Genomic DNA, 20,662 nt, shown 5'->3' with positions numbered 1-20,662 from the left:
CGTCTGCCCGTCCGCCCCCATGTCCGCTTCCCTGCTCACCCCCGCCCTCGCCTGGTCCGGCTACCTGCGCCGGCGCGTCGATGCCCATCCCGACCTGGCCGCCTGGCTGGAAACGGCCGCGCGCCATCCGGTCACGCCAAATGTTCTGGCCGCCTGGCAGGCCGAGCTGGCCGGCGCCGACGCGCCCGAGATCCTGCCCGTCGACCTGTGCCGGGAAATGCTGCGCAAGCTGCGTGAACGCGTCTTCACGGCGCTGATGGTGCGCGACCTGGGCGGACAGGCCAGCCTGGAAGAAGTGGTGGGCGCGATGACGGCGCTGGCCGACCTGGCCGTGGCCGCTGCCTACCGCAGCGTGGCGGCCGAGCTGGCCGCCGTGCATGGCGTGCCGCGCGACCCGGCCACCGGCGCCCCCCAGGAAATGCTGATCCTGGGCATGGGCAAGCTGGGCGGCGGCGAACTGAACGTGTCGTCGGACATCGACCTGATCATGCTGTACGGCGAAGAAGGCGATACAGACGGACCGCGCCGCATCAGCCATCACGAATTTTACGGACGCCTGACGCGCCGCATGATGCCGGTGCTGTCCGAAGCCGATGCCCACGGGCAGGTGTTCCGCACCGACCTGCGCCTGCGCCCCGACGGCGATGCCGGCCCGCCGGCATGGAGCCTGGACGCGCTGGAACATTACCTGGTCGCGCAGGGCCGCGAGTGGGAGCGCTACGCCTGGCTGAAGGCCCGCCTGATCCCGGCGCAGGCCTTCGCCGACAGCGATGCGTCCGCGCAGGTCCGCCAGCTGGAAAGCCTGCGCGTGCCTTTCGTGTACCGAAAATATTTCGATTTCGATGCCCTGGCCTCGCTGCGCGCGCTGCGCGAACGCATCCGCCAGGACTGGCAGCGCCGCGCGCTGGCACGCAACGGCGTGGATAGCGCCAACAACATCAAGCTGGGCGATGGCGGCATCCGCGAAATCGAATTCGTGGTGCAGCTGTTCCAACTGGTGCGCGGCGGGCGCATGCCGGCGCTGCAGCGGCGCGGCCTGCTGGCGGCCCTGCATGCCGAGCGCGATGCCGGCCTGATCGACGCGGAGGACGCGCAAAAGCTGGAGCAGGCCTACCGCTTTCTGCGCCGCATCGAGCATGCGCTGCAATACCGCGAAGACGAGCAAACCCACCTGCTGCCCGGCGACGCCGCCCAGCGCGAACGCCTGGCCGCCGCGCTGGGCATGGCCGCCGGCGACTTCGAACGCACCCTGGCCGACCACCGCGCTTTCGTGGCGCAGACGTTTCGCAACGCATTCCGCCTGGCCGGCATGGGCGAGACCGAAGACGCCCCCGCGCCGGCCGCCGGCACGGCCTGCGCGACAGGCAACGGCGAACACGACGCCGAGAGCCGCCTGGCCGAACAGATCCGCGCAGCCTTCGGCGACGAGGCCGACGACCTGTTGCGGCGCGCCGAATCGCTGCTGGACAGCCATCGCGTACGCAGCCTGCCCGACAGCAGCCGGCGCCGCCTCGAGGCCCTGCTGCCGGCCGCCGTGCAGGCCGCCCAGCAGACGCCCGCGCCGCGCCAGGCCACCGTGCGCCTGTTCGACCTGATCGAGACCATCGCGCAGCGCAGCGCCTACCTGGCGCTGCTGGCGGAATATCCCGATACGCTGGCGCGCGTGGCGCGCATGATGGCCGCCAGCCCATGGGCCGCGCAGTACCTCACCCAGCATCCGCTGTTGCTCGACAGCCTGATCGACTGGCGCACCCTGTTCGAATCGCTGGATTTCGCACAGATGGCCCAGCAACTCTCGGCCGATCTCGACGCCTGCAAACTGCCCGATGGCGAACCCGACATCGAGCGGCAGATGAACCTGATGCGCGACGTGCAGCGGCAGGCCAGTTTCCAACTGCTGGCGCAGGACCTCGAAGGCCAGCTCACGGTCGAAAAGCTGGCCGACCAGCTATCGGCGCTGGCCGACATGCTGCTGGCCGAAACCGTGCGGCGCGTCTGGCCGCTGGTGAACCGCCAGGCGGGCGCCACCCCGCATTTCGCGGTTATTGCCTATGGCAAGCTGGGCGGCAAGGAACTGGGCTATGCCTCGGACCTGGACCTGGTGTTCCTGTTCGACGACCCGCGCGAAGATGCCGCCGAGGTCTACGCCAAGCTGGGCCGTCGCATGACCTCATGGCTGTCGACCATGACTTCGTCCGGCCGCCTGTACGAAACCGACCTGCGGCTGCGGCCCGACGGCGAGGCCGGACTGTTGGCCGTGTCGGTTGAAGCCTTCGAGCAGTACCAGCTCAAGCATGCCTGGGCCTGGGAACACCAGGCGCTGACACGGGCCCGCTACGCGGCCGGCGACACCACCGTGGGCGCCCGCTTCGAGCGCATCCGCGCCGCGGTGCTGGTGCAGCCGCGCGACACCGCCGCGCTGCGCGACGAGGTGCTGGCAATGCGCGACAAGATCAGCGCCGGCCACCCCAACCACAGCGGCGACTTCGACCTGAAGCACGACCGGGGCGGGATGGTCGACGTGGAATTTGTCACCCAATACCTGGTGCTGTGCCATGCCGGCACGCACCGGGTGCTGGTGAACAATCTGGGCAATATCGCCCTGCTGCGCCTGGCGGGCGAAGCCGGCCTGATTCCCGTCGACCTGGCGCGGCGCGCCGGCGACGCCTACCGCACGCTGCGGCGCACGCAGCACCAGTTGCGCCTGCAGGGCACCGAGAAGGCCCGCGTGCCGCAGGACCAGCTGGCCGAAGAACGCGCGGCGGTGTCCGAACTATGGACCCGCGTGCTGGGCGGGCCCGCGCCGGCGTAGGGCCAGCCTGGGGCGGGCTTAATGCTGGCTTGGCGCTGGCTTGGGCCGCCCGCCGCCCCGACCGCAAGTGGGCGTAAAATAAGGGTTTTACCGCTGCAACACGTTTTTTCCATGTCCCAGCTCGTGCGCCCCAAACTCGAATTGCCCGCCGGCCGCAGCAAGGTGCTGCTGCACTCGTGCTGCGCGCCCTGTTCCGGCGAAGTCATGGAAGCCATGCAGGCATCGGGCATCGACTACTCCATTTTCTTCTACAACCCGAACATCCATCCGGTCAAAGAGTACGAGATCCGCAAGCAGGAAAACATCCGCTTCGCCGAACAGCACGGCATCGAGTTCATCGACGCCGACTACGACATGGACAACTGGTTCGAGCGGGTCAAGGGGCTTGAAAACTCCCCCGAGCGTGGCGAACGCTGCACGGTGTGCTTCGACATGCGCTTCGAGCGCACGGCGCTGTACGCCCACGAGCACGGTTTCGACACCATCACCAGCTCGCTGGGCATTTCCCGCTGGAAGGACATGAACCAGATCAACGGCTGCGGCGAACGCGCCGCGGCCCGCTACGACGACCTGGTCTACTGGACCTACAACTGGCGCAAGGGCGGCGGCTCGCAGCGCATGATCGAAATCTCCAAGCGCGAGAACTTCTACCAGCAGGAATACTGCGGGTGCGTCTATTCGCTGCGCGACACCAACCGGCATCGCCGCTCGCAGGGGCGCGACCGCATCCACATCGGCGTGAAGTTCTACGGCAAGGATGAACTGGTCGACAAGACGACGCTGCAGGAATGACGTCGCCGTTGATCTGACAGGTTTAAAGGGTCGGCCTCCACAGGCGCGGCGCTACCTGCGCATCGACTCCCATGCTTTCAACAGCCGTTTCACCGACACCGGCATAGGCGTGCGCAGTTCCTGGGCGAACAGCGCCACCCGCAGCTCTTCCAGCAACCAGCGGAATTCGTCCAGGCGCGGGTCCAGGGCGCCTTTCAGGGCGGCACGGGCCCGCTGGTACTGGGTCAGCAGCGGTGCCATCTCGGCCATCAGCCGTGTATCGCGCGCCGGATCGGCGCGCAGCTTGTCGATGCGCGCCACCGCCGCCTTCAGGTAGCGCGGGTAATGCGCCAGTTGCGCGTGCGGCGTATCGCGCACGAACCACTTGGGCATCAACGCGGCGATTTGCTGCTGCAGGTCGGTATAGGCCGCGGCGTGCGGTTTGGCTTGCGGTAGCTTGCGCTGCACCGCGCCGTATTCTGTGAGAACCGCGTACGCCAGGCGCGCGGCTTCCTGCGCCAGCAGCCCCAGGCGGCCCTTGCCCTCCTGGCGTCGGGCCTCGAATTCTTCGGCATTGGCCGGCCATGGCTCGGCCAGGCATGCCTGGGCCACGGCGCAATCGATGATCTGGTCGCGCAATTCCTCCTGTGTGCCCAGATTCATGTAGAACATGCTCATCTTGGTCAGGTCGGGCAGGTTCTTCTCAAGGAATTTCACCTGCTCGCGCAGGCCCAGCCGGAACAGCTTCAGCAGCCCGGCGCGATGTAGGCGGCGCGCCTCGTCCGGGTCGTCGAAAACGTCCAGATCGCAATGCGCGCCCCGGTCGACCAGTGCCGGATAGCCGATCACCGACTGCCCCTTGCGCTTGATCTCCATGATTTCGGGCAGCGGGCCGAACGACCACGACGTGAGGTTCTCGTGCGCCAGCGCCTGCGCCACCTCGGTGTCGCGTACCGCCAGCTGCTGGAACGTGGCCTGCGCCTGCTTGCCGAATTCGGCCTTGAGCTGCGCCAGGTTGCGGCCGGCCGCCAGCATGCGGCCGTGCTCATCGACCACCTTGAAATTCATGAACAAGTGCGCGGGCAGCGTCTCGAGCTTGAAATCGCCTGGCGCGGGCCGCACTTGCACCTGTGACCACATGTCGGCGATCAGGGCGTCCACCAGGCCGCGCTGCGGATCGTCCAGGCGCTCGTACCAGCGTTCATAGAAGCCGGCCGCATAATCGGGCAGCGGCACGCAATGGCGGCGCAGCTTCTGCGGCAGCGACTTCAGCAGCAGGTGCACTTTTTCTTTCAGCATGCCGGGCACCAGCCACTCGCAGCGAGCCGAGTCGATCTGGTTCAGCGCGAACAGCGGCACGGACAGCGTCACGCCGTCGCGCGGCGAGCCCGGCTCGAAATGATAGTCCAGCGGCATGGACACGCCCTGCCACTCGACCTGCTTGGGAAACACGTCCGTGGTGACGCCGGCCGCCTCGTGGCGCATGAGCTCGTCGCGCGTGAGCATCAGCGCGGCGGCAGAAGCCTTGTCCAGCCCGTGCACCCACTTTTCCAGCGAGGCGGTCTGCGAAATGTCTGGCGGCAGCTGGCGGTCGTAGAACGCGTAGATGAGTTCGTCGTCCACCAGGATGTCCGGCCGGCGCGACTGGTGTTCGAGTTTTTCGATGCCCGCGATAAGCTTGCGGTTGTGCGCCACGAACGGCAGGCGCGTATCGATGTCGCCCGGCACCAGCGCCTGGCGGATGAACAATTCGCGCGCATGCTGCGGGTTGACGCGCCCGTAGTGGACGCGGCGGCCGGCGTACACCACCAGCCCGTACAGCGTGGCGCGTTCGTTGGCCACCACCTGGCCGGCCTTTTTTTCCCAGCGCGGGTCCGACCAGTTGCGGCGCAGCAGATGGGCGGCGACGCGTTCCAGCCAGGTAGGCTCGATGCGCGCCACGCAGCGCGCATACAGCCGCGTGGTTTCGACCAGTTCGGCGGCCATGATCCAGCGCCCGCCTTTCTTGGCCAGGCGCGATCCCGGGTGAATGTGAAAGCGGATGTCGCGCGCGCCCCGGTAAAGGCCGCCCTCTTCGCCCTTGAAACCGATGTTGCCCAGCAGCCCCGACAGCAGGGCCAGGTGCAGTTGCTCGTAGGTTGCCTCGGACTGGTTCAGGCGCCAGCCCTGTTCGCCCACCAGCGCCGCCAACTGCGTATGCACGTCGTGCCATTCGCGCAGCCGGACCGGCGACAGGAAATTCTGGCGCAGCAGCGCCACCAGCTTGCGCTGCGAGGCCTTGTGCTGCACCTGTTCGCCATACCAGCGCCACAGTTTCAGGAACGACACGAACTCGGACTTGTCGTCGGCAAACTTGGCGTGCGCGGCCTCGGCCGCCTCGCGCTCGGCCATGGGGCGGTCGCGCGGATCTTGCACCGACAGCGCCGAGGCGATGATCAGCATTTCGGCCAGGCACTGGTGCTCGCGGGCGGCGAGGATCATGCGGCCGATGCGCGGGTCGACCGGCAGCTTGGCCAGCTCGTGGCCGGTACGGGTCAGCACGAAGGCCGAGCCGGCGCGCGCGCCGTCGGCGGCCTCGGGGGTCTCGTCGGCCGCCGGCGTGGCCAGCTCGATGGCGCCCAGCTCTTGCAGCAGGTGGTAGCCGTCGGCGATGGCGCGCCCGGGCGGCGCCTCGACGAACGGAAACTGCTCGATGTCGTCGAGCTTGAGCGACTTCATGCGCAGAATCACCGAGGCCAGCGATGAGCGCAGCACCTCGGGGTCGGTAAACGCCGCGCGCGCGTCGAAGTCCTGTTCGTCGTACAGGCGGATGCACACGCCCGGCCCCACCCGCCCGCAGCGGCCTGCGCGCTGGTTGGCCGAGGCCCGGCTGATGGGTTCGATGCGCAGCTGCTCGACCTTGTTGCGCCACGAATAGCGCTTGATGCGCGCCAGGCCGCTGTCGACCACGAAGCGGATGCCCGGCACGGTGAGCGAGGTCTCGGCCACGTTGGTGGCCAGCACGATGCGGCGCGCATTGGTACGCGGATGGAAAATCTGCTCTTGCTCGGCCTGCGACAGGCGGGCATACAGCGGCAAGACTTCGGTGCCGGCGGGATGACGCTTGCGCAGCGCCTCGGCCGATTCGCGGATCTCGCGTTCGCCCGGCAGGAACACCAGCACGTCGCCAGGGCCATGGCGCGCGCACTCGTCCACCGCATCGACAATGGCGTCGATGAGGTCGCGCTCTTCGTCGCCGGCCAGGCGTTCGCGGTTCGGCCGGCCGCCGGAGGGTTCTTCGGCGTCGTCCTGCCGCACCGGGCGATAGCGCACTTCCACCGGATACAGCCGCCCCGACACTTCGATGACGGGCGCGGGGCGGTCTTCGGACGCCGCGAAATGCCGCGCGAAGCGCTCGGCGTCGATGGTGGCCGAGGTGATGATGACTTTCAGGTCCGGGCGCCGCGGCAGCAGTTGCTTCAGGTAGCCCAGCAGGAAATCGATGTTCAGGCTGCGCTCGTGCGCCTCGTCGATGATCAGGGTGTCGTAGCGGCGCAGCAGCGGGTCGCGCTGCGACTCGGCCAGCAAAATGCCGTCGGTCATCAGCTTGACCGAGGCATTGGGTCCGGTGCGGTCGTTAAAGCGCACCTGGTACCCCACCACTTCGCCCAGCGGCGTGTTCAGCTCTTCGGCGATGCGCTTGGCGACCGACGTGGCGGCCAGGCGCCGCGGCTGGGTGTGGCCGATCATGCGCTGGCGGCCGCGGCCGAGTTCCAGGCAGATCTTGGGCAGTTGGGTGGTCTTGCCCGAGCCGGTCTCGCCACTGACGATCACCACCTGGTGGCCGGCGATGGCGCGCGCGATCTCGGCCCGTCGGGCGCTGACGGGCAGGTCTTCGGGATAGGCAATGGCGGGGATGGGTCGCTCGGGGCGCGGCGCGGCGCCGCGCGCGGACGGGCGGGAGACTTCGGGCATGTACGGATTATCCTCTGAACGCCTATTATAAAAACTTGCGATGCCGCCGCCGGGCGGCCGCCACAGGAGCAAAGCAATGGATCTGGGAATCGAGGGCAAGCGCGCCCTGGTGTGTGCATCGAGCAAGGGCCTGGGCCGCGCCTGCGCGCTGTCGCTGGCGCGCGAAGGGGCACAGGTGGTGATGCTGGCGCGCGGCCGCGAAGCCCTCGAAGCGGCGGCGGACGACATCCGCCAACAGACCGGCGCGCGGGTCGTCACGGTGGCCGCCGACATCACCACGCCCGCCGGCCGCGCGGCCGCGCTGCAGGCCTGCCCCGACCCCGACATTCTGGTCACCAATGCCGGCGGCCCCAAGCCGGGCGATTTCCGCGAGTGGTCGCGCGAAGACTGGATCGCCGCGCTGGACGCCAACATGCTGACGCCCATCGAGCTGATCCGCGCCACCATCGACCGGATGATCGAGCGCCGCTTTGGCCGCATCGTCAACATCACCTCGGCCGCGGTGAAGATGCCTATCGATATCCTGGGGCTGTCCAACGGCGCGCGCACGGGCCTTACCGGCTTCGTGGCGGGCCTGGCGCGCCAGGTGGCCGCGCATAACGTCACGATCAACAACCTGCTGCCCGGCCCCTTCGCCACCGACCGCCTGACCCAGACCGCCCTCAAAACAGCCCAGAACACCGGGCGCAGCGTCGAGGACATCATGGCCCAACGCCAGGCCGGCATCCCCGCGCGCCGCTTCGGCGACCCGGCCGAGTTCGGCGACGCCTGCGCCTTCCTGTGCAGCGCGCAGGCAGGCTACATGACCGGGCAGAACCTGGTGCTGGACGGCGGGCTGTATCCGGGCACCCTGTAGCGCGGCGGCGGCGCCGCGCCGGCGCGCGCGGTCATATAATTTCCGCCAGCGCCGCCGCATTGCGGGCGGCGCCGGCCGCGCCCCCGGGGCGTGCCCCATTTCCCAGGAAGCCCATCCGCCCATCATGCCCGACCAGGAACCCGACACCGTCTCCGCCCAAGAAGCCCCTGAATTCGCCGCCGCGCAATTCGTCCGATGGTTCCGCGAAGTTGCTCCTTATGTGCATGCGTTCCGAGGCAAGACCTTCGTGGTGGCGTTCGGCGGCGAACTGGTGCAGGCCGGCGCGCTCAATGCGCTGGTGCAAGATCTGTCGCTGTTGTCGGCGCTGGGCGTGCGGCTGGTGCTGGTGCATGGCTCGCGCCCGCAGGTCAATGAACAGCTGCGCCTGAAAGGCTATACCCAGCAATTCGACCGTGGCCTGGCCCCTACCGACCCGGCCGCGCTGGAATGCGCCAAGGAAGCCGCCGGCGAAATCCGCCTGGACATCGAGGCTGCCTTCAGCCAGGGCCTGCCCAACACGCCGATGTCGCATTCGCACATTCGCGTCATTTCGGGCAATTTCGTCACCGCGCGCCCCACGGGCGTGGTCGACGGCATCGACTACAAACATACCGGCCAGGTTCGCAAGATCGACGTCGACGCCCTGAAGTTCGCCATAGAAAAAGGCTCGTCGGTGGTGCTGCTGTCGCCGCTGGGCTTCTCGCCCACGGGCGACGCCTTCAACCTGGCCATGGAAGAGCTGGCCACCAGCGTGGCGGTGGCGCTGCGCGCCGAGAAACTGATTTTCCTGTCCAGCTCGCCCGGCGTGCTGGCCCCCGACGGCGCGGTGGATACCGAGCTGGCGCGCGTCGACGCCGACGCCCTGTTGCAAAAGGGCGAGCTGGACGAGGACACCGCGTTCTACCTGCGCCATGCCTCGCTGGCGGTCAAGCGCGGCGTGGCGCGCGCGCACCTGGTGCCCTACGCCCTGGACGGCAGCGTGCTGCTCGAAATCTTCACCCACGACGGCGTGGGCACCATGGTGGTCGAAGACACCCTGGACGACCTGCGCCCCGCCACGCTCGACGACGTGGGCGCCATCCTGAGCCTGATCGAACCTCTGGAAGCCGACGGCACCCTGGTGCCACGCCCGCGCAGCGTCATCGAACGCGAGGTCGAGCGCTTCACCGTGCTGGAGCACGACGGCGTCATCTACGGCTGCGCCGCCCTGCACCCCTACCCCGACGAGCACATGGCCGAAATGGCCTGCCTGATCGTGCATCCCGAATGGCAGGGCTCGGGCGAAGGCGAGATTCTGCTGCGCCACATGGAGTCCCGCGCCCGCGCCATGGGCGCGCGCCGCCTGTTCGTGCTGACCACCCGCACTTCGCACTGGTTCATGAAGCGCGGCTTCGTGCAAGGCGGCGTCGCCGACCTGCCGCGCGACAAGCAGAACAACTACAACCGCTCACGCAACAGCCTGGTCTTCATCAAAAAACTGTAACCGGCGAGCAATCTGCATACGTCGGTGTCTGACACCGATGGCGCTACGGTGGTTCGCATTCAACTATCGCAGTCCCGCGGCGTCCGGGCGAGCGGTGTCGGCGCGTTGGGCGCCGGGGCAGCCTGCGCAGCAGGCCGAGGGCGCCTGCATGCGCCCGAGCCCGACCCACGTGCGCCGACACCGCTCGCCCGGTCGCCGCGGGACGGGGCTGGTAGAACGACGCAAACCCCAATAGCCGCGGCAGCCCGCTAAAATGGCATTTCCACCACTTGATACCGGCAGCACCACCATGTCCCGTACCGTCAACTGTGCCAAACTGAAACGCGAAGCCGAAGGCCTGGACTTCCCCCCCTACCCTGGCGAGCTGGGCACCCGCATCTGGCAGAACATTTCCAAGGAAGCCTGGGAAGACTGGAAACAGGTGCAAACCCGCCTGGTCAACGAAAACCGTCTGAACCTGGCCGACGCCCGCGCGCGCAAATATCTGCAGCAGCAAATGGAACGCTATCTGTTCGAAGATGGCAGCGTCGAAGCCCAGGGGTTCGTGCCGCCTTCGGCCTGATCCGTTTACCCGCCCCGCTACAGCCCCAGCGCCCGCTCCAGCAGCGCCACGCGGGGGTTGCGGGGCCCGCTTCGGCAGATCAGCGCCACCGCGCTGGCCGGTGGCGCTGGCATCACGCGCACCGGCTTGACGGCCCCCGCCCGGAACGCGCCGTGCTGCAACAGCGCCACGTCCGGCACGACGCCTATGCCCAACCCCGCCGCCACGAGCTGGATGCTGGTGGTCGGGCTGCTTGACTCCACCACCGGCAGCGGCGCGGGCAGCCCGGCTTGCGCAAAGCATTGCTCGATGAGCTTGCGACCCATCGAATCTACCCCCGGCATCACCCATGGCTCTTGTGACAGGCGCGCCCAGCCGACGCGGCGCGCGCGCGTCAGTGCATGCCCGGCCGGGGCCATTACGGCGAACTGCACCGCGAACAGCTTGATGGCCTGCAGCGCGCCCGCGTCCTGCGCCAGCATCTGCCGCGGAAACGTCGTCACCAGCGCATCCAGTTCGCCGCGCCGCAGCGCCGCGATCAACGCCGGCACCCGCTCTTCCAGCAATTGCACGCGCACCGGCGTCTGTCCTTGCACCAGCCTGCCGATGACGTCGGGCAGGTACACCTGCGCCACGAACGGCGGCGCGCCGATGCGGACGCTGGCTTCATAGCGGGAAGCCGCGGCGGCCTCGGCCCGCACATGGGTCAGCTCCCGCAGCAGCAGGCCGGCCCCCCGCAGCACTACCTGTCCCTGCGCGGTGGGCGTCAGGCCTCGGGCCCCGCGCGCGAACAGCGCGAAGCCGAATGCATGCTCGATTTCGGTCAGCGCCTTGCTCAACGCCGGTTGCGTCAGGTTCAGCGCCTGCGCGGCGGCCCGCAGGCTGCCACGGGCCTGCACCTCGGTCAGCAGGCGCAGGTGGCGAAAGCGCAGCCTGGCCACCAGGTGGTCGGGTTCGATCGCTTCGGGCATCGGCAAACATCAAACATAAAGTTATCGTTATATAAAAACATATCACTTTTTATGCTCGCTGCGATTGCTTATTCTGCAAGCACTACAAGGAGACAACATGCAACGCCGCGAGTTCTGCCTAGGGGGCCTGGGCGCCAGCCTGGCGATCGGCCGCGCCGCGCGCGCCGCCGATGTGTATCCCGGCCGGTCGGTGCGCGTCGTCGTTCCGTACGCCGCCGGCGGCGGACCCGACATCATGATGCGGCAGTTCGGCCCCAGGCTCGGCGCCACACTGGGCCAGCCGGTAGTCGTCGAGAACAAGGTCGGAGCGGGCGGCGTGCTGGCCGCCCAGTATGTCTCGCAAGCGCCCGCCGACGGCTATACCGCCCTGCTGGGATCGAATTCGCACCTGATCCAGAAAGCATTGCAGCCTGGCCTGGCATTCGACCCCATAGAAGATTTCGCGCCGGTCGGCGTCATCGGCTCTTCGCCCAGCGTGCTGGTGGTGGCCGCCAGTTCGCCGTGTCGCACCGTGCAGGATCTGATAGCCGCCCTGAAGGCGCGTCCGGGCCAGATGAACTACGGCTCCGGCGGCGTCGGGTCGGCCGCGCACCTGGGCGGCGCGACCCTGGTGTCGCTGCTCGGCGCCCGGGCGGTGCACGTGCCGTTCAAGGGTTCGGTGGAGATCCCGGTGTCGCTGCTGCGCGGCGACACCGACTTCGCCTTCACGATCGCGGGCACCGCCATCCCGCAGGTCGAGGGCGGCAAGCTGCGCGCCCTGGCGGTGACCAGTCCCGCCCCCATGGCTCAATTGCCCGGCGTGCCCACGCTGCACGACGTGCTGCACAGCGAACTTGCCATCCAGGAATTCTGGTTCGGTTTCTGGCTGCCGCGCAGGTCGCCGGCCGCCGCGGTCGACACGCTGTTTCGCGCCACCAACGAAGCGCTCGACGATCCCGGCATCGCACGCATGTTCGCGGCCACGGGCACGCGCGTCATCCACAGCGACAGCCCGCAGGCTTTCGGCGCCTTCATACGCGACGAAGCCCGCAAATGGGCCGAGATCGTCAAACTTGCCGGCGCCACCGCCAACTGATCGGAATCATTCATGCCCAAGCCACTCGAAGGCGTGCGCGTGCTGGATCTTTCGCACGTGATCGCCGGCCCGCTGACCTCGTTCTACCTGGCCCAGCTGGGCGCCGAAGTCATCAAGGTCGAGCCGCCGCTGGCCGGCGAAGTGCTGCGGTCGATGAAAGACGGCGCCGACACCGACACGCCCACCGGCTTTGCCGCCATCAACGCCGGCAAGCAGTCGCTGGCGCTCGACATCCGCATGAGGCAAGGCGCCGAATTGTTGCGCGCCTTGGCCGCCTCGGCCGATGTGTTCATCGAGAACTTCCGGCCCGGCGTGGTGGCCCGGCACGGCCTCGACTACGCCGCTATCAAGGCCGTCAGGCCCGACATCGTCTACTGCTCGATCTCGGGCTTCGGCCAGCAGGGCGACTGGTCGCAGCGCGGCGCCTACGACCACGTGGTCCAGGCCCTGACCGGCATGATGATGATGTCGGGCGAAGGCGACGACGCGCCGCCGCTGAAGGTGGGTTTCCCCGTCATCGACGTGGCGGTCGGCATGCTGGCGGCGCTGTCCATCGTGGCGTCGCTGCATCGCCGCTCGCGCGAAGGCGCGGGCCAGTACATCGATGCCTCGATGGTACAAGCCTCGCTGATGCTGATGTACCCCAATTCGTGCGCCTACCTGAGCGACGGCACGCCGACGCGCCGCGTCGGCAACCGCGGCTACACGGGCAGCCCGGCCGCCGATACCTACCGCTGCGCCGACGGCTGGCTGGCGGTAGCCGCCAACACACCGGCGCAGTTCCGCCAGATGGCTGCCATCCTGGGCATAGAAAGCCTGTGCAGCGACGCGCGCGCCCTCGACCTGGCAGCCTTCAACGCCCCCAACGGCTTCGTGGTGCCGAACGACCGCGACTACGTCGTGCAATGCCTGCGCGCAGCGTTCGCGGCCCGCAGCGCGGCACAGCTGGAAGCCGCCCTGGGCCTGGCCGGCGTGCCCGCGGCCAGGGTGCGGAAACTGGAAGAATTCCTGCAAGAGGTCGATGCCACCGGCTGCGTCCACCTGCCCGACTACCGCTTCCGGCAAGACGGGCGCGAAGTGCGGACCCGCGGCATCGGTTTCGCGTGCGCGCAAGACGGCGGCCCCACGCCGGCCGGCGCGCCCACGGTAGGCCAGCACAGCCGCGCTGTGCTGGCTGGCGCCGGCCTGGACGCCGGCGCCATCGACCAGCTCGAGCGCGCCGGCGTCATCCGCGCCCCTGCCGCGGCCGCCGAACCGCTGGTCCCCTGAATGTTTCTACCGATCGTGTCTACCGCCGGAGCCCGCATGACGCACCGCCCATCCCTCGCCAGCGCGGCGATACGCGAATTCGGCTCGGTGCGGTCGCTGGCCGAGTTCGTCGGGCAGCCGCCGCTGGTGTCGCGCGCCATCGAGATCGACCAGTCCATGATCGATCGCTTCGCGCAGCTCACGTACGACAGCCAGTGGATTCATATCGACGGCGCTCGCGCGGCGGCGCAATCGCCGTACGGGCAGACCATCGCGCACGGTTTCCTGGTGCTGTCGCTGCTGACCTGCTGGCAAGCCAGCTGCATCGCTTTTCCGGGCGCGGCGCTGGTGCTGAATTACGGTTTCGACAAAATCCGCTTCACCGCGCCGGTGCGCTCGGGCTCACGGGTCTCGGCCAGTTTTGCCCTGGCCACAGTCGCCGAACCCCGGCCCGGCGAAGCCCGCTGCGCATGGCAAGTAGCGGTCGCGGCCGAAGGCGAACCGCGCCCGGCCGTGCACGCCGAATGGCAGATCATGGTGCGGTACGCTGAACCGGCCTGACGAGCGAACCCCGGGCAGGCCTGCCCGGCGCGCGCGGCTCATGCAAAAGGGTGTTTGTTCCGCCCTGCCGCGGCTCAGGCGTCTACGCCGGGTCGCTGTTCGGATGAGGGCGTGTCTTCGTCGCCGCGCGCCTGGCGTTCGGCGTTCTTCACGCCGGTGTGCCGCACGTCGGCGCCCTTGACCATGTAGATGACCCGTTCGGCCATGTTCTTGGCGTGGTCGCCGATGCGTTCGAGCGCGCGGGCAATGAACACCATGTCGATGGCGCGCGAGATGGTGCGCGGATCTTCCATCATGTAGGTGATCAGGTTACGCAGCGCGCCCTTCCATTCGCGGTCGACCTCCTTGTCGCTGCGCACCACCTGCGCCGCCTGGATGGGATCGAGGCGAGCGAAGGCGTCGAGCACGTTGTGCAGCATGCGGCCCACGCTGTCGGCCATGTGGCGCAGCTCGATCACCGGAATGTGGCGCTGCTCGGTGTCGTACATGCGCCGCACCGTGTTGGCGATTTTCTCGGCCTCGTCGCCGCAGCGTTCCATGTCGGTCAGCATCTTGGACACAGCCAGCAGCGTGCGCAGATCGATGGCGGTGGGCTGGTGGCGCGCCAGAATCAGGCTGATGCGCTCGTCGATCTCGACTTCGTGGCGGTTGACCTGCTTTTCGCGCTCGCGCACTTTTTCGACCAGGTCCAGGTCGCCAGTGGGAACGGCGGCGACCGATTCCTGGATCATGGCCTCGACCACGCCGCCCATTTGCAGAAATTGCGAACGGACGCTTTCCAGATCGGCGTCGAACTGCTTGTTGGTGTGCTCCGTCATCCGGACTCCCCGCGTAGGTGTATACATGGCGATGCCCTTTGTGCGCGATGCGTGATGGGCCTGCCGACCCGCAAGGTTATGACCTGAGTATGACAGGATTATGAATCGCCCCCCGGGTGCGGGCAAGGCCAGCGCCGGGCTAGCCCCGGCCCCGGTCCGCGGGGCTGACCGCGCAGGCCGCGGCCGGCGCAACCATCAGGGCCGTTCGAGCCGGCGGATGCCGTTCTGCGTGGCCAGCAGCGCCACATCGGCGCCGGGGCGGGCGAACAGGCCGCAGGTGACCACGCCCGGCAGGTTGTTGACCGTAAGCTCCAGGGCGGGCGCGTCGTCGATCTGCAGGCCCGCCACATCGAGGATGATATTGCCGTTGTCGGTGGTGAAGCCTTCGCGCAGGCGAGGTTGCCCGCCCAACGCAACCAGCGCGCGCGCCACGGCCTGCCGCGCCATGGGAATAACCTCGACCGGCAGCGGGAAGCTGCCCAGCCGCTCGACCAGCTTGGATTCATCGACGATGCAGATATAGCGATCGGCCACCGAGGCCACGATTTTTTCGCGCGTCTGCGCGCCGCCGCCGCCCTTGATCATGTGCAGGCGGGCGTCGATTTCGTCGGCGCCGTCCACATACACCGGCATGGAGGTCACGTCGTTCAGGTCCAGCACGGTGATGCCGTGGCCAGCCAGGCGCGCGGCGCTGCGCTCGGAACTGGCGACAGTGCCGCGCAGGCGGTCCCGGTAGCGGGCCAGGCCGTCGATGAACAGGTCGGCCGTAGAGCCGGTGCCCACGCCAATGATCACGTCGGGCCCGAGCAGGGGTTCGATGAGGGCCAGGGCCGCGTCAGCCGCCTGTTGCTTCAGTTCTTGTTGAGTCAGCATGTTGCCAGGGCGCGCTGGGCGCCGGAAGTCGATGAACAGGCGAAATTTAGCAGATACCCGGCCAGGCCCGCGCCAGGATGGCGTCCAGGTCGGCCCCCGTCGGCAGCTCGCCGGCAATGCCGCCGGCGTCCGCCAGGCGGCTGGCCACGAACGCATCAGCCACCGCGGCCGGCGCGTGGCGGATCAACAAGGCAGCCTGCCACAGGCGCGCCAGCCCGGCGGCCAGCCGGCGCGCCTGGGCCGGGTCGGCCTCGCTGCCGGCCTGCCTGGCCGCGAGCTCACGCCAGGCCTGCCAGGCCTGGTCGTAGGCGGGCCACGCGCCACGCGCCGGGTCCAGCTCGTCGTGCAGGGCCTGCAGGCAATCCGGGTCGCGCTGCAGCGCGCGCAACACGTCCAGGGCCATGATGCTGCCCGAGCCTTCCCAGATCGAGTTGACCGGCGCTTCGCGGTACAGCCGCGGCAACGGGCTTTCTTCGACATAACCGTTGCCGCCCCATACTTCCATGCATTCGGCAATGGCGGCGATGGCGCGCTTGCAAACCCACAGCTTGGCGGCCGGCGTGCCTACGCGCACGAGCGCCCGGGCGGCGGGCTGGTGGCGTTCGTCCACCGCGCGGGCCAGCCGCAAGGCCCACGCCATGGCGGCCTCGCTTTCCAGGGCCAGGTCGGCCAGCACCTGGCGCATCAGCGGCTGGGACGCCAGGGCGCGTCCGAAAGCCTGCCGGTGCTGCGCGTGATGCGCGGCCTGCACCACCGCCTGGCGCAGCAGGGCCGCGCTGCCCAGCACACAATCGAGCCGCGTGGTGGCGGCCATCTGCAGCAGCAGCGGCAAGCCGCGTCCCGGCTCGCCCATAAGCATGCCCCAGGCCTGCTCGAACTCCACTTCGCCGCTGGCGTTGCTGCGATTGCCCAGCTTGTCTTTCAGGCGGCGGATGCGCACCGCGTTGCGCGGCCCGTCCGGCGTCCAGCGCGGCACGAAGAAGCAACCCGGCCCGGCATCGGTATTGGCCAGCACCAGGTGCGCGTCGGCATGGGGCACCGACAGGAACCACTTGTGGCCGGTCAGCAGATAAGCCGCGCCGCGCCCGCCCTGCCCGACCGGTTCGGCCCGCGTCGCAATGGCGCGCAGGTCGGAGCCGCCCTGTTTTTCGGTCAGCCCCATGCCGATCAGCGCGCCACGCTTGGCCGCCAGCGGCGCGTCGGCGCTGTCGTAATCGCGCGAAGCCAGCGCGGGCAGCCATTGCCGGCCGAAGTCGATGACGCCTGCCGGCTCGGCCTGCAGCAGCGGCACGGCGGCGTAGGTCATGGTGGTGGGGCACAGCGTGCCAGCCTCGATCTGCCCCTGCATCAGATACGCCGCCGCGCGCGCCACCTGGGCGCCCGGCGCGGGCCGCAGCCAGGCGTGGCTGTGCAGGCCGCGCGACACAATACCCGCCAGCAGCGCGTGCCAGGCGGCGTGGAACTCAATCTGGTCGACCCGGTGGCCATTGCGGTCGTAGCCGTGCCAGCGCGGCGAGCAGCGGTTGGCCTGCTCGGCGGCCGCCAGGACGTGCCCGCGCCCCAGCCAGGCTCCATGCTCGCGCAGCTCGGCCACCGCGTCGGCGGCGCCCTCGCGCAGCACGGCCTGGTTCAGCGCGGGGTCGGTGTCATACAACGAGTAGTCTTCCAGGGGCGCTACCTGGTTGACGACAGTGTGGGTCTGGAACGGCGGCATGCGGGTCTCCCGGTCGCGCAGGCCCCAGGCTCCACCCAGGACCTACCTACGTTCCACCGTTAGCACTTTTCATTTTGGGGCGCAAGGGCGCCGTCGTCCGTGTCCGCCGGCGAAGCGCCTTCGCCCAGCAAGCGCCGCGCGTCATCTTCGGACAGCACCTCTACCGTCTTCAGATTGCGCAGCATGGCGCGGGTGCGCACTTCCGTCTGCCCCAGCTTGTTGCTGGCCGATTCCAGCGTTTTCTTCACGCTGGCCAGCGAATAGCCGAACTTGGCGAACTCGGTCTTCACGGCCCGCAGCACCTGCCACACCTCGGACGAACGCTGCTCGATTGCCAGCGTGCGAAAGCCCATCTGCAGGCTGTTCAGCATGGCCGCCAGGTTGCTGGGACCCGCCACGTTGACCCGCAGGGCCTGGAGTTTGTCGAGCAGGCCGGGGCGGCGCAGCACTTCGGCATACAGCCCCTCGGTGGGCAGGAACATGATGGCGAAATCGGTGGTGTGCGGCGGCGCCACGTACTTGTCGGCGATCTGGCGCGCCTGCAGTTCGACGGCGCGCGCCAGCGCGGCGCTGGCGGCGCGCTCGCCATCGGCGTCGGCCGCATCGCAGGCCTCCATCAGCCGCTCGTATTCTTCTTTGGGAAACTTGGCGTCAATGGGCAGCCACACCGGCTGCGCGCCGGCCGCGCGGCCCGGCAGCCGGATGGCGAATTCGACGATCGCGTCGCTGCCGGGCACCGGCTTGACGTTGCTGGCGTACTGCTCGGGCGTCATGGTGTCCTGGATCAGGCGCGCCAGTTGCACTTCGCCCCAGGTGCCGCGCGACTTCACGTTGGTCAGCACGCGTTTCAGGTCGCCCACGCCGGAGGCCAGCGACTGCATTTCGCCCAGCCCCTTGTGCACGGCTTCCAGGCGTTCGGATACCAGCTTGAACGACTCGCCCAGCCGCTGTTCAAGCGTGGCATGCAGTTTTTCGTCAACGGTGCGTCGCATCTCGTCGAGCCGCGCGCCGTTGTCGGCCTGCAGGGCCTGCAGGCGCTGGTCGACCGTCTGGCGCACCTCTTGCATGCGGCGGTCGTTCAGGGCCACCAGCCCTTCCAGGCGCTCGCCGAATTGCGCGGCGAAGCGCGCCAGCGAATCGGCGTATTCGGCGCGGGCCGCCTGCGCGTCGCGCGACAGCGCGGTGCGCAACGCCTCGTGCCCCTGGGCCAGTTCGGCGCGCAGGCCACGGGTCGATTCGGCGAACTCGGTACGCAGCCCGCGCTGGCTCGTGTCGAGGTCGGCGCGCAGGGTGCGCTCCAGGCGATCCAGACTGTCGGCCAGGCGCGCCACGCGCGCCCCCGCGGACGGGCGCAGCCACAGGCCCAATACGGCCAGCAAGGCAAGCACGGCCGCCGCCGCGGTGATCCAGGGCAAGGCTTCGATCAAGGGCAGTCTCCTGAAAGCGCCATTGTAGGCGGCCGGCGGCTTGCCTGGCCGCATCCCAGGTTGCGCAAAAGCGCCCGAACTTCGACAATCGCAGGACATCGAATACCGCCGCGACATCATTGTGCAACACGACTCCCCTACCCTGAACGCCGCCGCGCCGTCTCCCGGCTACGCCGCGGTGTTCGGGCCGCTGGATCTCGCCCACGCCCAGGTGCTGGCCAGGGGCGCCGACCGCTACGTTTTCCAGCACCCCAACGAGCCGTCGCTGCTGGTCAAGGTCATCAACATGGAAGCGTACGCGGCCTACCTGGAACGCAAGCCGTTCAAGCGCTTCTACAAACAGTTCCAGCGCGACAGCGCCTACCGCGTCTACCTGGACGAGCTGTCGGAATACGTCACCACCACCGTGCCTTCGGGCGTATGGAACGTGCCTATGGCCCGGGTGGTGGGGCTGGCGCAGACCACCCTGGGGCTGGGCCAGCTGGTGGAAAAAATCACCGGCGAGGATGGCCAGCTGGCGCCCACCCTGGCGCAGATCATCGCGCGCGAGGGCATCAGCGCGGCTCTGGGAGCACAGCTGGATGCGTTCTTCGAAGACCTCATCGACGCGCACATCGTCATCAGCGATATGTCGGCCAAGAATATTGCGCTGGGCCGCAATGCCGACGGCAAGCCCGGCATGTACCTGATAGACGGCTTCGGCGTGCTGCCGCTGATTCCGCTATACGCCTGGAGCAAGCGCCTGAACAAACGCCGCATGCACCGCAAGTACGCGGCATGGCGCGCCCGCCTGCAGCGCCAGTACGACGAAGCCCAGGCTCAGGCCAGGATCGCGCCGTAAGCGTCCATCCAGTCGTAATCGCGCCCGGCCTGCTGGCCGCGCCGCAACGGATTGCGGGTGCAAAACGCCGCGTAAGCCGGGTCAACAAATCGGTAGCGCAGGTGTTCGTCGCGGCCGGCCGGAATGCCCAGCCGCGTCGTGCACACCAGGCGCTCGGGCGCCTGGCCGATGTCTTCGACGAAGAATTCGGCGGGGTCGAAGCGCCGCGCGTCCCAGTCGGGCACTTTCAGGCCCAGCGCGCGGCAGAGCAGGGTCTGGCCGGCGCACAGCCGCGCGGGCGCGCGGGGCTGGCCGCTGGCGTCGGGGTTCAGGGCCTGCATGCGGGCCAGGGCTTCGGGGCCCGAAACTTCGTCGATCCAGGGATGGCCCGATTTGATCAGCACGGCGTTACCCGGCCCGCCGGCGCTGAAGTTCAGCGAATCGCCGCCGCGCGCGTAGTACATGTAAACCGTGCCGCCGTCCATGAACAGCGCGCGGCGCTTGTGCGTGTAGCCCAGCGACGCGTGGCTGCCCTTCTCGGCCAGATAATAGGCCTCGGTCTCGATGATGCGAGCCGACAGCCACAGGCCGTCCAGCCTGCGCCGGATGACCTTGCCCAGCAGCTCGCGCGCCAGTTGGCAGGGATCGCGATCGAAGAAGCTGTCGGGCAGCGCGGGGCCAGGCGCGCGGCCGCGTCGGGCGGCCGGCCGGGGGCGCCTGTCGGACTCGCGGGCCATG

At 68.6% G+C, this 20,662-nt stretch carries 16 protein-coding genes; 9 read left to right on the top strand and 7 right to left on the bottom strand.

Features of this window, described 5'->3' with window-relative positions:
- The first annotated feature begins 19 nt into the window (after positions 1-19).
- Together glnE and BPET_RS09990 are read left to right on the top strand one after the other, a co-directional pair.
- Positions 20-2,812, top strand: coding sequence for a bifunctional [glutamate--ammonia ligase]-adenylyl-L-tyrosine phosphorylase/[glutamate--ammonia-ligase] adenylyltransferase (glnE, locus tag BPET_RS09995; protein WP_012248887.1), 2,793 nt, complete (start codon positions 20-22; stop codon positions 2,810-2,812).
- Between the two features lie 111 nt (positions 2,813-2,923).
- Complete coding sequence (locus BPET_RS09990) at positions 2,924-3,604, top strand: epoxyqueuosine reductase QueH (RefSeq protein WP_041862841.1); 681 nt, start codon at positions 2,924-2,926, stop codon at positions 3,602-3,604.
- A gap of 51 nt (positions 3,605-3,655) precedes the next feature.
- Here BPET_RS09990 and hrpA read toward each other — a convergent pair whose 3' ends face one another.
- Positions 3,656-7,537, bottom strand: coding sequence for an ATP-dependent RNA helicase HrpA (hrpA, locus tag BPET_RS09985; protein WP_012248884.1), 3,882 nt, complete (start codon positions 7,535-7,537; stop codon positions 3,656-3,658).
- Between the two features lie 76 nt (positions 7,538-7,613).
- On the opposite strand from hrpA, the gene BPET_RS09980 reads away from it, so the two are divergent.
- The 3 genes from BPET_RS09980 (at position 7,614) to BPET_RS09970 (ending at position 10,438) form a co-directional block, all read left to right on the top strand.
- A complete protein-coding gene (locus tag BPET_RS09980; protein WP_012248883.1) occupies positions 7,614-8,393 on the top strand; it encodes an SDR family oxidoreductase in 780 nt (259 codons plus the stop codon).
- A 124-nt stretch (positions 8,394-8,517) separates the two neighbouring features.
- A complete protein-coding gene (argA, locus tag BPET_RS09975) occupies positions 8,518-9,876 on the top strand; it encodes an amino-acid N-acetyltransferase (RefSeq protein WP_012248882.1) in 1,359 nt (452 codons plus the stop codon).
- A gap of 289 nt (positions 9,877-10,165) precedes the next feature.
- Positions 10,166-10,438 (top strand): oxidative damage protection protein, encoded by a 273-nt coding sequence (locus tag BPET_RS09970; protein ID WP_041862840.1) that lies wholly within the window; start codon positions 10,166-10,168, stop codon positions 10,436-10,438.
- A gap of 17 nt (positions 10,439-10,455) precedes the next feature.
- Here the strand turns inward: BPET_RS09970 and BPET_RS09965 are convergent, their stop codons facing one another.
- Positions 10,456-11,388: a LysR family transcriptional regulator gene (locus BPET_RS09965; protein WP_012248880.1), complete on the bottom strand. Its 933-nt coding sequence runs from the start codon at positions 11,386-11,388 to the stop codon at positions 10,456-10,458.
- A 97-nt stretch (positions 11,389-11,485) separates the two neighbouring features.
- Between BPET_RS09965 and BPET_RS09960 the strand changes: the two genes are divergently transcribed.
- From BPET_RS09960 to BPET_RS09950, 3 genes are read left to right on the top strand one after another with little or no spacing between them, the layout of a single operon-like run.
- Positions 11,486-12,463, top strand: coding sequence for a Bug family tripartite tricarboxylate transporter substrate binding protein (locus BPET_RS09960; protein WP_012248879.1), 978 nt, complete (start codon positions 11,486-11,488; stop codon positions 12,461-12,463).
- Positions 12,464-12,475: 12 nt separating this feature from the next.
- A complete protein-coding gene (locus BPET_RS09955) occupies positions 12,476-13,732 on the top strand; it encodes a CaiB/BaiF CoA transferase family protein (protein WP_012248878.1) in 1,257 nt (418 codons plus the stop codon).
- 36 nt (positions 13,733-13,768) lie between these two features.
- Complete coding sequence (locus BPET_RS09950; RefSeq protein WP_012248877.1) at positions 13,769-14,272, top strand: MaoC family dehydratase; 504 nt, start codon at positions 13,769-13,771, stop codon at positions 14,270-14,272.
- A gap of 74 nt (positions 14,273-14,346) precedes the next feature.
- On the opposite strand, the gene phoU is transcribed toward BPET_RS09950, so the two are convergent.
- The 4 genes from phoU to rmuC all read right to left on the bottom strand — a co-directional run bounded on the left by phoU (position 14,347) and on the right by rmuC (position 19,158).
- On the bottom strand, positions 14,347-15,090 hold the full coding sequence (gene phoU / locus BPET_RS09945; protein ID WP_012248876.1) for a phosphate signaling complex protein PhoU: 744 nt from the start codon (positions 15,088-15,090) through the stop codon (positions 14,347-14,349).
- A gap of 195 nt (positions 15,091-15,285) precedes the next feature.
- Positions 15,286-15,963, bottom strand: a complete 678-nt coding sequence (rpiA, locus tag BPET_RS09940; protein ID WP_012248875.1) for a ribose-5-phosphate isomerase RpiA — start codon at positions 15,961-15,963, stop codon at positions 15,286-15,288.
- 46 nt (positions 15,964-16,009) lie between these two features.
- Positions 16,010-17,677 carry an isovaleryl-CoA dehydrogenase gene (locus tag BPET_RS09935; protein ID WP_012248874.1) on the bottom strand — a complete coding sequence of 556 codons (1,668 nt, stop codon included), beginning with the start codon at positions 17,675-17,677 and terminating at the stop codon, positions 16,010-16,012.
- Positions 17,678-17,736: 59 nt separating this feature from the next.
- Entirely contained in the window at positions 17,737-19,158 is a 1,422-nt protein-coding gene (gene rmuC, locus BPET_RS09930; RefSeq protein WP_085970208.1) for a DNA recombination protein RmuC, read from the bottom strand.
- A gap of 67 nt (positions 19,159-19,225) precedes the next feature.
- On the opposite strand from rmuC, the gene BPET_RS09925 reads away from it, so the two are divergent.
- Entirely contained in the window at positions 19,226-19,945 is a 720-nt protein-coding gene (locus BPET_RS09925; RefSeq protein ID WP_012248872.1) for a YrbL family protein, read from the top strand.
- Here BPET_RS09925 and BPET_RS09920 read toward each other — a convergent pair.
- A complete protein-coding gene (locus BPET_RS09920; protein WP_012248871.1) occupies positions 19,924-20,661 on the bottom strand; it encodes a DNA-3-methyladenine glycosylase in 738 nt (245 codons plus the stop codon). The two genes, BPET_RS09925 and BPET_RS09920, sit on opposite strands and share 22 nt — an antisense overlap.
- Between the last annotated feature and the right edge of the window lies 1 nt (position 20,662).

It is taken from the genome of Bordetella petrii (genome assembly GCF_000067205.1).
In the GTDB taxonomy this organism is placed as follows: Bacteria; Pseudomonadota; Gammaproteobacteria; order Burkholderiales; family Burkholderiaceae_B; genus Bordetella_A; species Bordetella_A petrii.
Note: the sequence above shows the minus strand (reverse complement) of the source record. Positions and strands in the feature narration are given on the sequence as shown.